Source organism: Faunimonas sp. B44, from assembly GCF_052655945.1.
On sequence record NZ_JBQYEX010000028.1, the window covers coordinates 1 to 12,776 of the forward strand.

16 protein-coding genes and 2 pseudogenes are annotated in these 12,776 nt (G+C 63.4%); 9 read left to right on the plus strand and 9 right to left on the minus strand.

Going from position 1 to position 12,776, the window contains the following annotated elements; translation table 11 throughout:
- The first annotated feature begins 395 nt into the window (after positions 1-395).
- The 3 genes and pseudogenes from ACUN0C_RS19600 (at position 396) to ACUN0C_RS19610 (ending at position 2,902) form a co-directional block, all read left to right on the plus strand.
- Complete coding sequence (locus tag ACUN0C_RS19600; protein ID WP_445468100.1) at positions 396-920, plus strand: PAS domain-containing protein; 525 nt, start codon at positions 396-398, stop codon at positions 918-920.
- A gap of 66 nt (positions 921-986) precedes the next feature.
- Entirely contained in the window at positions 987-1,598 is a 612-nt protein-coding gene (locus ACUN0C_RS19605; RefSeq protein ID WP_445468101.1) for a sensor histidine kinase, read from the plus strand.
- Positions 1,599-1,854: 256 nt separating this feature from the next.
- Positions 1,855-2,902 (plus strand): annotated as a pseudogene (locus ACUN0C_RS19610) (fatty acid desaturase).
- A 209-nt stretch (positions 2,903-3,111) separates the two neighbouring features.
- On the opposite strand, the gene ACUN0C_RS19615 reads toward ACUN0C_RS19610, so the two are convergent.
- Positions 3,112-3,279, minus strand: a complete 168-nt coding sequence (locus tag ACUN0C_RS19615; RefSeq protein ID WP_445468102.1) for a DUF3489 domain-containing protein — start codon at positions 3,277-3,279, stop codon at positions 3,112-3,114.
- Between the two features lie 111 nt (positions 3,280-3,390).
- A complete protein-coding gene (locus ACUN0C_RS19620; RefSeq protein WP_445468103.1) occupies positions 3,391-4,200 on the minus strand; it encodes a class I SAM-dependent methyltransferase in 810 nt (269 codons plus the stop codon).
- Between the two features lie 587 nt (positions 4,201-4,787).
- On the opposite strand from ACUN0C_RS19620, the gene ACUN0C_RS19625 reads away from it, so the two are divergent.
- From ACUN0C_RS19625 to ACUN0C_RS19635, 3 genes and pseudogenes are all read left to right on the plus strand, one after another.
- Positions 4,788-5,114, plus strand: coding sequence for a hypothetical protein (locus ACUN0C_RS19625; RefSeq protein ID WP_445468104.1), 327 nt, complete (start codon positions 4,788-4,790; stop codon positions 5,112-5,114).
- 97 nt (positions 5,115-5,211) lie between these two features.
- Positions 5,212-5,553: pseudogene (locus ACUN0C_RS19630) on the plus strand (hemerythrin domain-containing protein); the annotation flags it as partial.
- Between the two features lie 288 nt (positions 5,554-5,841).
- Entirely contained in the window at positions 5,842-6,240 is a 399-nt protein-coding gene (locus tag ACUN0C_RS19635) for a four-helix bundle copper-binding protein (RefSeq protein ID WP_445468115.1), read from the plus strand.
- Between the two features lie 365 nt (positions 6,241-6,605).
- Here the strand turns inward: ACUN0C_RS19635 and ACUN0C_RS19640 are convergent, their stop codons facing one another.
- The 3 genes from ACUN0C_RS19640 to ACUN0C_RS19650 form a co-directional block, all read right to left on the minus strand.
- Entirely contained in the window at positions 6,606-6,812 is a 207-nt protein-coding gene (locus ACUN0C_RS19640) for a hypothetical protein (protein ID WP_445468105.1), read from the minus strand.
- A 506-nt stretch (positions 6,813-7,318) separates the two neighbouring features.
- Entirely contained in the window at positions 7,319-7,924 is a 606-nt protein-coding gene (locus tag ACUN0C_RS19645; protein ID WP_445468106.1) for a hypothetical protein, read from the minus strand.
- A gap of 312 nt (positions 7,925-8,236) precedes the next feature.
- The gene (locus ACUN0C_RS19650) at positions 8,237-8,545 is read right to left on the minus strand and encodes a DUF6894 family protein (protein WP_445468107.1); all 309 of its coding nucleotides are present in this window, start codon (positions 8,543-8,545) and stop codon (positions 8,237-8,239) included.
- 144 nt (positions 8,546-8,689) lie between these two features.
- Here ACUN0C_RS19650 and ACUN0C_RS19655 point away from each other — a divergent pair, with 144 nt between their 5' ends.
- Entirely contained in the window at positions 8,690-8,926 is a 237-nt protein-coding gene (locus tag ACUN0C_RS19655; RefSeq protein ID WP_445468108.1) for a DUF6894 family protein, read from the plus strand.
- A gap of 155 nt (positions 8,927-9,081) precedes the next feature.
- On the opposite strand, the gene ACUN0C_RS19660 is transcribed toward ACUN0C_RS19655, so the two are convergent.
- The 3 genes from ACUN0C_RS19660 to ACUN0C_RS19670 form a co-directional block, all read right to left on the minus strand.
- Positions 9,082-9,321, minus strand: coding sequence for a hypothetical protein (locus ACUN0C_RS19660; RefSeq protein WP_445468109.1), 240 nt, complete (start codon positions 9,319-9,321; stop codon positions 9,082-9,084).
- A gap of 170 nt (positions 9,322-9,491) precedes the next feature.
- The gene (locus ACUN0C_RS19665; protein WP_445468110.1) at positions 9,492-10,265 is read right to left on the minus strand and encodes a hypothetical protein; all 774 of its coding nucleotides are present in this window, start codon (positions 10,263-10,265) and stop codon (positions 9,492-9,494) included.
- A gap of 62 nt (positions 10,266-10,327) precedes the next feature.
- Positions 10,328-10,576, minus strand: a complete 249-nt coding sequence (locus ACUN0C_RS19670) for a hypothetical protein (protein ID WP_445468111.1) — start codon at positions 10,574-10,576, stop codon at positions 10,328-10,330.
- Between the two features lie 662 nt (positions 10,577-11,238).
- Between ACUN0C_RS19670 and ACUN0C_RS19675 the strand changes: the two genes are divergently transcribed.
- Both ACUN0C_RS19675 and ACUN0C_RS19680 read left to right on the plus strand, forming a co-directional pair.
- Entirely contained in the window at positions 11,239-11,475 is a 237-nt protein-coding gene (locus ACUN0C_RS19675) for a hypothetical protein (protein WP_445468112.1), read from the plus strand.
- A 17-nt stretch (positions 11,476-11,492) separates the two neighbouring features.
- On the plus strand, positions 11,493-11,930 hold the full coding sequence (locus ACUN0C_RS19680; protein WP_445468113.1) for a DUF2934 domain-containing protein: 438 nt from the start codon (positions 11,493-11,495) through the stop codon (positions 11,928-11,930).
- A gap of 618 nt (positions 11,931-12,548) precedes the next feature.
- Here ACUN0C_RS19680 and ACUN0C_RS19685 read toward each other — a convergent pair.
- On the minus strand, positions 12,549-12,776 hold a 228-nt coding region (locus tag ACUN0C_RS19685), incomplete at its 5' end, for a transposase (RefSeq protein WP_445468114.1).

Below are 12,776 nucleotides of genomic sequence, written 5' to 3' on the forward strand. Positions count from 1 at the left end.
CTACTGGCACCGAGCCCGCGAACTGATCGAGGACGAAGCCAAGACGGCGTATCCTCCAACGCAATCCAGAGGCCACCGCACATAGCCGACCCGGCGCACGATGACGAAGATGGGATGATTGGCAGGTCCATGGGGCTAAACGGATGACGCCTTTCCGCGCGGTTCTTTCCGCCCCCGCAGCCCGGCCGCGGCCGAAATGTCTCCCGGGCAGGTTGAGATGGGCCTGATCCAGCTCTCGGCAGGCAGACCGATTGCGGAGACGGCGCACCAGACCTTTCGGAAAACGTGGCGGGAGAGTCAATCGCCGCTTTGCTCGACGCGTGAGCTGCTGGCGCATCGCGTCCGTGAGGCCCACGGATAATCTTACCGGAGAAGGGTAACGGCATCGGTGCTAAATGGATGACATGAAGAAACCGGATCCTGCTGTGAACAATTTTCAGCACGGCATGCCTGACACAGCGGCGAGGACTCGATCAGAAGGACATATCGCGTCCGTTCGGGAACAGGACGGTGTCTTCGTAGACGCAGTTCGCCTGACGCGAATGCCGATGCTGGTGACGGACGCTACCCTGCCAGGCAACCCGATCACGTTTGCGAACGAAGCTTTTAGCAATCTCTCCGGTTACACCGTTGAGGAGATGCTGGGGCAAGACCCCCATTTCATGAACGGAGAGGAAACGGACCCCGAGGCCATTCGGCGCTACGAAGAGGCGATCAGGGAAGGTCGGGATGAAAATCTCGAAATCGTGCAGTATCGCAAGAATGAGACCCCTTTCCGAGCCATGCTTTTCGCCAGCCCGCTGGACGACGGCCCAGGGCACGGTCACAAACCATTTTCTCTCCTATCTCGACATCACGAGGCGATACGAGGCCGAAGCGGACCTTTTGGGCGCTCACTGTTGAGTTGGAGGGACGCGTAGCGTCCAGGACACAAGAACTGGAGGCAGCAAATCAAAGGCTCAGGGGCCTTTGTCGCAGAGAGGGAGATGTTGCTCGTCGAGGTCAACCACAGGGCCAAGAACAGCCTCTCCGTCGCCGCGGCGCTGCTGCTGTTGCAGGGTAGACGACATAAGGACCTGGCGGTCAGGTCGTTGTTCGAGGAATCGGCCGAGCGGCTCAACGCCATGGCACGGGTTCACGACATGCTGAGCCGATCGGAGCACGCGCAGCGTGTCGACGTGGCCACTTATGTCGCCGAACTGTGCGAGGCCTTGCAGTCCCTGACGGGCGGCGACGAACGGATCGCGCTGAGGGCTCGAACCGAGGAGGACATCCTGGTCGATGCCGATGCGGCCTTCCCCCTTGGTATCGTGCTGACCGAACTGATCACCAACGCTGTGAAGTACGCCTTCCCCCACGGCCGTTCCGGCATGATTCTGGTTCACGCCAGGCGTAGCCAACCGGGACGTGTCGAAATCGTGGTCCGGGACAACGGCGTCGGGATGACGAGCTACCGAGAAGGGTCGCTTGGCTATGGCTTGGTTCGTTCGCTTGTGAAGCAGATTGGAGGCGAGGTGGAAGTCCAGGGCGACGCTGGCGTGACCGTCACAATCTCGTTCTCTGATGCGTCCCGATTTCAACCCTCCGCTGGTCGATAGAACGAAGATCCTTTTCCTATGGCGGTGGCAGCCGGTGCCGGAGAAACAGGCACACGTTCAGCCGTGCCAATTGAAGCGGGTGGTGCAGGTTGGAGGTCCGGTTCTATGCCGCCAATTGTTACCCGCCCGACGCGAGTGTCCCTGTGAGAATGGCGCGTGCGACTGGCGATCGGCCGACCTGGTCGTCATTGCGCAGTTGTTTGGCCGCAGCGCAACCCGTTGGCGGCGTTTCTGCCAAGGAGGTCCAATTCCCAGTATGACGGATTTTTCACTTAGCAGCATCAATGCTTCTGATCCTATCACGGATGCACGGCAGCTCTCCCGAGCTCTGCTGCGCTACCGAGAACCGAGTACGGCTCGCAGTCTCCTTGAGCTCTGGATCACGGTGGTTCCGCTCCTCGGGTTATGGACGCTGATGTGGCTCGGCCTGCAGCTTGGCAATCTTTGGCTCTATGGACTGTCCGTGCTGCCAGCGGCCGGTTTTCTTCTCAGGCTTTTCATGATCCAACATGACTGCGGACATGGAGCATTCTTCCGTTCGCGCCGCGTCAATGACTGGGTCGGTCGTGTCATCGGTATTCTGACGCTCACGCCGTATGACTACTGGCGTCGCACGCATGCCGCCCATCACGCGGGCGCAGGCAATCTGGATCGCCGCGGTATCGGCGACATCGATACCCTTACGGTCTGCGAATACCAGGCGCTATCGCGGTGGTCCCGTCTCCGCTACCGCTTGTATCGTCATCCATTGGTCATGTTCGGTCTTGGGCCTTTCTGGCTGTTCTTCATGCAGTACCGGCTGCCGGTCGGGCTGATGCGAGGGGGGTGGCAACCCTGGATCAGCACGATGATAACGAATGGGGCCATCGCCCTCGCTGCCCATTCTGCTGATGTGGGCGATGGGGCTTTCAAGTTTCCTCCTGCTCTATGTTCCGGTGGCTCTGCTGGCGAGTTCGATGGGGGTCTGGCTCTTCTACGTTCAGCACCAGTTCGAAGAGACGCTGTGGAAGCGGCACGCGGATTGGAATGCGCAAGAAGCGGCGCTTCATGGGAGCTCGTACTACGATCTGCCTGGCTGGCTTCGCTGGTTCACTGCGAATATCGGCGTGCACCACGTGCATCACTTGGCAAGCCGAATTCCGTATTACCGCCTGCCCGAGGTGATGCGTGACTTTCCGTCCCTTCAGACCGTAAGCCGGCTGACGCTGAGGGAGAGCCTGGAAAGCGTTCGACTTGTTCTCTGGGACGAAGACCGGCAGCGCCTGATTTCGTTCGCCGACCTGCCGGCGGTGTCGTCCACCTGACGACCGACGGCAGGTCGGCCATGACTGCTGCGGAAACGTCGATGCCGGCCACTCTCGCTGCCGGCGTTGCCAGCGTGTCGAGGAGGTTGTCTACCCGGGTATGTAGTAGACTAGGATCTCTGCATGTGCAGCCCCCGTAGAGGAGTGCCAGGGTTGGCAGCTACCTCGGCCGGGTCGCCATAGTCGATCGCTTGCGCGTAGCTGCTCTCTTAATCAGTGATCCGATACACCCGTCCGCGTCTCTCAACCTTCTCGGAGGTCACTGCGAGCCCCAGCTTCTTCTTGAGCGCGCCGGCAAGCGCGCCGCGCACCGTGTGGGGCTGCTCGCCGACCTCATGAACGCGTCGCGGCGCAAGCGGCGAAGTGAGGCTCTCCATGCCGCTCCGCCGTCACGTTTGTCACGATTTCACCGGACGCAACTCGCCGAGTTGGTGGCGCTCTGCGCCCATGCTCCGCAGCGGCGCGGGTTCGGAAGCAGCAGCCCTGCCTCAACGCACCCTGGCCTTGAGCGCCCATGCCCTCGTCATGAGCGTGATCGACCCGTCCTCCGACCGCTCGAGCGTAGCGGAGAGGCGGTCTCGCAGGCGCTGGCGGGTATCGGGAGCAAGGCTGGCGCAATAGCCCGGCGCCGGCCCCGCTCCGAGCGTGAAGGGCTGCCAATAGTCCTCGAAGTCCCTGAAGATGGACGGAATTTCGATGCGGGTGCACTCGGCGGAAACCCAGCCGGCCTCCAGTGCCATGTTGAGGAGTCCCTCCTGCGTACAGAATGGAAACCGCCGGTCCTCGCCGAGTTCGCTGGCCGCCGGGTCGAGTGCGACCGCCGCGGTCCAGAACGCGCGCATCAGTCCGATCCCGCCACCCGGATAATCCCAGACATAGAAGCCGACGGTTCCACCCGGACGGACGATGCGCTTCATCTCCGCGAGCGCGCCCACCGGAGCCGGGATGAAGTTGATCGCCAGCGCCGACACTGCGACGTCCCGGCTGTCCGCCGGGATCGCCCCGAGGCTTGCTGCGTCGCCGACGTGGAATTGCGCCCGAGGATCTGGGACGTTCGCCTGCGCCTTGGCAAGGAAGCCTTCAGAGGGGTCGATGGCAATGACGCTTTCTGGGTCGCATTTCCGCACGATGGCTTCGGTCAGGGCCCCTGTTCCGCAGCCGAGGTCGAGCCAGTCCAGCCCGCTCGGCATTGCGAGCCAGTCAAGGAACCGTGCCGCGATGGGTCGGCTCCACCGGCCCATGTAGAGCTCGTAGCTGTCACCCGCCTGCCACGCATCGTGCCGGGAAATCGTGCTCATCGAAGCACCACCATGGGAGCCGAGGCGTGCAGGGCCACGCACGGCAGATCATAGATCAGAACCTCTGGTGCGCGAACGCCCGGGACCGGCAAGGCAGGCGACACCTTGTGCGTGAGAGCGTTGAGGGGACGACGCCCTGGTTGAGCTTCACGGAACACTCGCCTCGAATGGTCGCCAGGACGTGGCGCTGGCGCCCGAGCACCCTGGATCACCTTCCAAACGGGGTAATCAATCGATGCGATCTCAAATTTTTCTTCCGCCGTCATAGAGCATCGTAGATGTACGCGCGTTCGTGCTGTTGTCATTTCAGAGCCGTCACTCTCGATTAGCTACAGTAGTCAACGAGAAGCTTAGGCGGAGTCGGCATGATGTAAGGCTATTGGGGGGATACAAATCTGAAAACTTGCTGGTTGGGACGGTCCGGTGCCGCCCCCACGCAGAATTTTTCCCTCCTATAAGAAATACGCTTGAGCCAGGAGATTGCCTATACCAGCCGGCGGACGTCCTGCCTCCCAGCCACCTGAAAAGGACGGCCGCGTCGTCGAAATGCTGGCCGGCTGGTCCTTCCAGCAGGAACGGTCGCGCAGGTGCTCGGCATCGATCCGAAGACCCTCCGGAAGCACTACGGGGAAGCGCTCGACGCCGGCGCCGCCAAGCTGGAGGCGCAGCTTGCCCATAATCTTCTCCGCATCGCACAGGGCCGGGATCGCCAGGCGTTGATCGCGACGATCTTAGCCCTGAAGAGCCGCTTTGGCTGGGTCGAGGCGGCGCCGGAGCCGAAGGAGCGCCCGCTCGGCAAGAAGGAGGCGGCGCGGCTCGCCGCGGAGAACCCGGGGCGCGGGTCCTCGTGGGGCGACCTGCTGAAGCCTCCGCCGCCGCCACCGGGGGCCTATGGGGATGGGGTGGGGCATTGAACTGCTTGGCCCGCCGCAGGAGCGGCCCGGAACACCTACGGGGTCCCGCCATTAACGCCGGTAGCAGAGTTGGAGGAGCCGCATGGACATCTGGCAGATGCTGCGGGCGGACCACGCCAACATTCGCGAGCTCTCCAGGGAGATCTCCGGCACCTGGCACGGTCCAGACGGCAGCCGCGATCGACTTTTCCATCAGTTCGGCAAGGAGGTAGAGCGGCATCTGGCCGGCAAAGAAGCCGTGCTCTACCCGGCATTGAAGCACCACGAGCCGACGCGGGCGCATGCCGCGGCCATGGAACGCTCGCATGACGAGCTCCGTGAGCGCGTCGAGGAACTCGAGAACGCTGACGGAGGCAGGATCAGCCGCAACTGGATGAATCGGTTCGTGCAACTCGCCAGTCGGCTCGAGCGCGAGTTCCGCCACGTCGAGGATGACGTCCTGCCGGCCCTCCGCACAGCGCTTCGGCCTGAAGAGGAAGAGACCCTGACGCGGCAGTTCGAACGCGAGCGCATTGCCGCCCTCATGGCTGAGCGCTGGCACATCCCGCGCGCCCTGTCACCACGACGCTACGGCGTCTCTGGGACTGCGGTGTTCGCAACCGTCGCGCTGCTCGCAGCCGTGACCGCCGCGATCGTGTGGGGCAGCAGGAGCGAGGCGCGGCAGCCGGCGCCCGCGCACCGCCCCTCCCGCTTTCGCTCACACTCAGCCTTCTCGAGGAGAACCGACATGCAATCACATCAGATCATCAGCACGCATCCTGACGTCCGCGGCAACACCAACGACGTACTGATCCGCTGCATCGACGAATGCTTCTCCTGTGCCCAGACCTGCGTCTCCTGCGCTGACGCCTGCCTGGCGGAGAGCATGGTGCAGCAGCTGCGCCAGTGCATCCGGCTCAATCTCGATTGCGCCGATGTCTGCGCGGCGACCGGTACGATTGCCACGCGCCGCACGGGGTCCAACGAACAGGTGATCCGCCTGATGCTGCAGGCCTGCCAGACCGCTTGCCGATTGTGCGCTGAGGAATGCGAGAAGCACGCGAATATGCACGAGCATTGCCGGATTTGTGCGGAAGCGTGCCGACGCTGTGAAACTGCCTGCGAGCAGGCGCTGCGGAGCATGTAGCCCGGCGCAGCTCTGTGTCGGCGCTCCTCCTGTCTCCAGAGAACGTCATCGATCTCTGTGGGGGCAGGTACATAGGAGCAATCTGGCTCCTCCGCGAAACCGGCAGCGAGCGCGCCGGCGCCCAGGGCCGCATTGACCATCGGCTATGCCGCTGACGTCCCGACCGTGATGTTCATGGTCGGGATCTCTTGAACCGTTTCCCCGCCGCAGGGGCAAATTCGCGCCCCAGTTTGCCCGGCTATTCAGACCTGTGAGTCGCGCCCTGCTCCAGATGATCCTTGTGCTTCAGGTCATCACTCGGACGATATTCGTGCTCGGCCCACCGCGCGGCAGGTGCAGGATCGGCGACAGCTGCGCGCTTGGGTTCAGATGGGTAGCGCAACGTCGTGGAGCGGCATTTCTGGCACCATGGACGTCGCCGCCAGTAACGTGAGCAGGATCCAGATCGGTATCCAGAGCCCGAAGGTGACGAGTGCCAGGATGAGGTGCAGGAGGTGGGAGGGCGCATTCTTGACGCCGATTACGCCCCTGTCACACGTGGGGCAGTGGCGAGCATAGAGCTTCTGCGGCATGGCGCCTCCCGCATCGATCGGCGCCGCCGCCGCAATGGCGCCGGGCCTCTTTAATGGCGCGGCAGCCAGGTACCTTCCGCAACCTATCGTCCATGGCTTGCCTCTTCCTGGCGATGCTATGCATCGATTCGGCTGGCGGGCACGTCCTGCGAATCAAGGATCCCCCCGATCTGCTTTCGGGTGCCTGCCAGCCAACTTCTCTCGGCCCCGTTTGGGTCGAACACGACACCCTTCTCCATGACCTGGCCGTTCACGCTCTCGTCACCGATAAGGCCCGGCCGGACAAGTTCGAGCAGATGCGGAACCGGGGCGCGAGCTTGGCAACGCCGCGGACGGAGTGAAAATATTGGGACCGCCGGTTGGAGAGTGAGTGCCCTCGCATTCCGCGGCGATCCCTGGCCGCAGGCACCGAAGCCCGGCGGCACTCCACGAGATCAGTCGTCAGGGGACTAAGAGGGGCCGGAGGCATGCTGCCTCCGACCCTCCGCAGTCGCTTGGATCGGGGATCAGCGCGTGAAGACGACGAGATCGCCGCCGCTCAGCACGTTGACCGCGACGACATCGGTGACCGCGATGTTGAGGTCGTTCAGCGCGTCCTTGATGACCTCGTTGTCGTTGAGGACATTCTGCAGCTCGAGGATCTCCACCTCGTTGCGGTTCAGCGCGTTGTTGAGCGCCTGGACATTGTTGCCCGACAGCACCCCATTGATGTCGACGACATCGACGACGTTCACGTTGTTCAGCGCCTGCACGTTCTGGACCTGAGCGCTGACATTGTTCAGTGCAGAGACGACATTACCGAAATTGGCCTGCCCGGTGCCCTGCCGGCCCGGACCCTGGCCCACCGCCTGGCCCTTGCCGACGCCGGCATTCTGCCCGGCCTGGTCGACGCCGACATTACCGGCCTTGCCTTCGACCTGCTCGGCGCGTCCCGCCGCCTTCTCGACGCCACGCTCTGCGCGTTCCGTCGCCTTCTCCACAGCGCCCTCTGCCTTCTCGGCCGCCGCTCCGGCAGCGCCGCCGACGCCGCCTCCCTGCGCCCCGGCAGTGAGCGGGGCCGAAAGCACGAGAGCAAACGCGAGCGACGACGAGGTAAGAAGCTTCTTCAACATGGTTCCCTCCCGGGAAGACGTCTAGTTGGACCCACTCAATGGCAAACTGACATCCCAGTTCCACCTGCTTTCATCGGCAACTATACTTCAACTTCTGCGATTATCTCTGTTCATATGCCGTTCATACATTAGCTGGCAACGGATGCGGTGACCGAATTTAGTTACTCTCGCAATGTTCGCAATGTGGGCATCAGGGCCGCGCAGGCAAAAGCCATGTGCGAAGTCCTGGAGGCACAACTCGGGATCGTTGAAGTGCGGCGGGCACGACCCTTCTGGAGCCGGATGTTCCGCTTCGCGCCAGCCGTGTGAGGTTCAGAAGATGCTCACGTTTCCGGCGTGAGCGTCCGCTGCAGACGGCATTCGGACGATCTCGCTCCCGCCCGGCTCCTCCGGTCGATGTTGCGCCGGGAAGAGGACGGTGAGCGCCGTCCGGCCGTCACTGTCGGCAATCCGGAACGACCAGTCACGCCAACCCGGATCGTCGTCGCCCACGGCGGTCAGGCAGTCGATCATCGTCACCGCCTGCCGATGCGCAGCCGCGAGATCGGCCAGCTCGTAGCCTTCCGGGTCCGACGAGCGGACGATCCGTCCCTCGTAAAATTCAAAGAAGAAGCGGGGCATGAACAACTTCAGTATACGCGACGCGGAAAAAGGCACATGCGCTCACGCGAGTCCCGCAACGTGAAGTAGTTAATCAACTTGTTGTGACTCCTGCCTGACCGGAATCGGCAAGATCGTAGCGAGATGGGTACTACATGTTCACCAATGCCCCGTTTCTTCTTCCATGTCGTGCGTACCGGCCACCGGGTGGAAGACACGATCGGGGTGGACGCGCCGGACCTCGACCATGCGATTGCCGCAGTCCGCGCCGTGAGCCTGGATCAGCTCGAGCAGGAAGAGCGGGCCTGGCCGGGGTGGCACTTCGAGGTCACCGATGACGCTGCCCGGGTCCTGACCGACACTCCCTTCGCGGCGATCATATCGCGGGGCCGACCAGGCTAGAGCCGCAGGTCCCAGCCTCGGCTTCTTCCTCCGTCCCACATGGTCCAAGGGCTCGCAGCGGGTATTCCACTGAGGAGGCCATCGCGTGATCGCTTCGCCCGGCCCGTAAGCCCTGTCGGCTTGCCCCGGGTCCTCGCCGCGATGAGCGGTCGCCATCAGTCGCAGAGCCCAACCCGTCGGCACAGATCCCAATAATACTGCGTGAGCTCGGCGCCCCAGTCGCTCGCGATCTCACGGGCGAGATCGTCAAGCTCCCAATCGCTTGCAGAGCCGGAGCGCACCAGCCGGAGCAGCGTCGAGGCGATCCATCGCTTCCCGCCCTCGCGCGCCCTCAGCACTTCCTCGAGGAGCAGTGCCGCCTTCGCATCGATCGTCTCGGGTGCGAATTCAGGCATTGCATCCTCCCATGGTGCCGCCGAGGCCGGCCCGGAGTCGCGAATGGCCGCGGCAGGACCCGGTTCCGTCGGTACGGAGCGGGCGTATGTCATTGAAGGTCAAGGTAGAAAATCTTTTGCCAAGCGGCACCGGACTCGCCTGACGCGTGCGGACGATCACCAGCTCAGTGTCATTTCCCCCTGCCGCCGCGACGCTTCCTCTCCTTGTACTTGAGCCCCTTCATCTTCGATCTGCCATTGCCCCCGGACGCTTTCGAAGCGGCTCCGCGCTTCTCCTTCATCTTCCAGCCCCGGAGGAGGTACGGCCGATCCTCGCTTCGTGCGCTGAGAGGTTCGGCAGCATGCCTCCCGGTCGGCAGGAGCAGGGATGTGTCCGGCATGACCTGGCCGGGAACGGCAGATCTCCCCTCGGCGAGCAGGGCAGCGGCTTCGTCACCGTGCAGGAACGTGCTGTCGATGGCAGTGTAGAGGGGCTCGTACTCCGTCCTGCGCTCCCGGGGGTATTCCATCCCGAGCGCCTGGATCGTTCCGCCCGTGATGACGTAATGCTCGTGAAAGGCCTTTCCTTCACGAATTCCGGACAGGATGAGATGCGTGTCGCTCGCTTGCGCGCGCTCGACCCGTTCATACCCCTCGGAGCCGAGAAGCTTGGATTCCATCGAGGTGCCGGTGTCACCGTCGGCGTTCTCCCAGGCGAACACCTCGAACTCCGCATCGCCGGACTGGAATCGACGGCCATCGCCGTTCTCTGGCGGCGGACGGGGACTGAACACCTCGACAGGGTACGCGACGCGGGTTCCGAAGCGGCCGTTCACGTAGAGCTGCCAGCCTTGCTCGGGGGCAAGGAACACGTCGTGGTTCGCTGCCGGTGCCTCGACATTCGCGGGCTGCGCCGGGGAGGTGCTGGGCAGAGCGGCAGCGAGCACGCAGAGCATCACCGTCATCGTCAAGGTCCTGGCCTGCACCACCGCCTCCCGATCACCAACCGGTGCCAATAACGACCGCCTCAGCTGCAGGGGTCCGTGCCAACGAGTCGACCATTCACGAAGAACTCCATCCGTTTGCGGACACCGAAATGTGCAATGAAGCGGTAGTCTGCGCCGCTCATGGGCATGCTCGATGCGGCCGCGCGCTCGCGCAGCACGAGGACAGGGAATGCCGCGGCCGCCGTCGCATGAGCTTTGGGCCCGGTGAATTGCAGCGCGTCATCGGCAAGGCGGACGTCATAGCTGCCATGTGCGGCAACGCAGGTCATCGCGTGCGGTGCCGCGGAACCTTCAGAGGCCGTGATCAGAGCGAGCGCAGCCGCCGCGGCAATTCTCGCTGTCCGCCAAGGGTAGCCCCGAGGCATGCAGATGCCTGGCAGATGCCGGTCGGGAGCTGATGGCCATCCCGCATTGATCAGGCACTGACGGGACAGGTTCCGGTCCTCCGGTCGCGCTGCGGCATCGGATCCGGCGGAGGCGCGGATCAGCGTCGCTCCTGCTCGTCTGAGCACTTGCACGTTCGGCGAAGGTTGGGCTGTCAGGCTGAACCGGACCTGAATGGGACCGGGTATCTGGGGATGCGGCCCTCAGGGGAGTATCCCCTCCGGACATCCTCGGTCGTGGTCCTGAACCAGGACCGCCGACGCTGAGGCGGAGAAAGTCGGCTGCACGTTCCGGTCGGCTGGACCCGCGCCTGTTGCGCGGTCATCCTTTCTTGATTCTTCCGTGACATGGCACGGATGCGGGTGGCTCCCTCGTCCGCTTAACAGACCTCCAGTCCGGAGCCACCCGCCACCAGCCTGCATTCATCGCCGCAGCAATCCGGTCCGACGGAACCAAAGGTCGCTGGTCGCGTTTGGGCGGGTCTGCCTGGCAGTGGATTTGTGATCAGTGGCTTTGTGATGAGGCGAGCCAGGCCGGAACGTGTGCCATGAATCCGGTTCCGAGTATCGTCGACCAGGCAATCGTGACCCTGCTCGATGAAGCGGTGAAGCTGAGCGACGACGGCCAGAAATGGGCCATCCAGTCCCTCCTGAAGCTGCTTCGGTCGGGCAAGGCCGACGCCGTGGAGATCGAGCGGCTAGCTGGCGAGCTGATGGCCTCCTGGGGACCGGAGGTCCGGCGCTACTATCTCGACCTCTGCCGCAAGCTCGGCCTCTGCGACTGAAGAACCGGCCCGCTTCAATGACCTTTACGCTGGTCATTGCCAGACGGATTCTTGACAGCACGAATGCGCAGCGCGCGCTAGATTTGCCGACGTGTCTCCCGGGAATGATGGAACGCGAACTGCCGATGAGGATCGCAAACGTCGTGCACTCATGTGGCGAGCTGGTCCGGGTTAGCAAAGCTGCTGAGAAGCTGCTGGTTGAGTTTCCTGAAGCTTCGAAAGAGAGCATCTGCCTCGCAATCATCCGTGCAGCGCTCGCCTCCGGGCGAGGGGTCGAACTCGAGGGCATAAGCGAGGACGGTGGACGTTGGCCTTCACCGTCGTTGATGGAGGCGCTCAGACGCCGTGCGTATGAACTATGGGAACAGGAGGGCCGCCCGAGCAACCGGGAAGAAGACCATTGGCTGGGCGCCGAGCAGGAGCTGTTGCGCGTCAGCCGACGCAGCTACTTCTAACGGCAGTTGGGTTCCTCGGTTGGTCCGGGCGTCAGCGCCGAAGAGGGAGCCAACGTATCCCCATGCGCAGATCCTGTGGCTGGGTACTCCAGTCACCTGCCCGTGGCCAATGGCAATGGCCGGAATTCACCCTGCGGCGTCCTGAACCTCCGCTCGAGGCGGTCCGCCGTCTCTGCCAGATTGCTCCACGCTCGCAGGACGGCGTAGAATCACCGCTGAGACTCTGATCGCCGCTCGCTGCCAGTTCGGCGGCAGGGAAAGACCGGGCGATCAACGAGCTCCTCCGGGGAATGAGAGGGAGCCGGGATGAAGGATCAGAGCAAGGGCGGCTGGAACGCTGGGACTCCTTTCAAGAGCGTTCGTATACGCGCTGAACGACGGGACAGTGTCGAGACGCAGCCGCATGCAGACATCGAACTCCATGCAATTCGCGAGAAGTCGGCCAGGCTGAAAGCCCTGAGGCTGGCCAAAGAGGCTGCAGACAAGGCGTCCCCGTCACCTGGGCCCGGTGCATAGCCGTTTGCCTTGGGCCATGAAGCCTTCGCGGCAACGCCTCCAGCGGGGGGGTCACATCCGTCAATGAGGTGGAGAATGCGGGTGTAGTCGGAGCGGCCCCGGTCATGCGGCTACGGTGCTGGGGATGAGGGACTGTGTCTCGGCGGCGCGCGCGTCGAGCTCGGCCATTCCCTCGATCTGCATGTAGCGGTGCTGGAGCTGCCACTCGTCGTTGGCCTCGAGCAGGACCGCGCCGACGAGGCGGACGATGCTGTCCTCGTTGGGGAAGATGCCCACGACGTCGGCGCGGCGCTTCACGTCCTTGTTCAGGCGCTCCAATGGGTTGGTGCC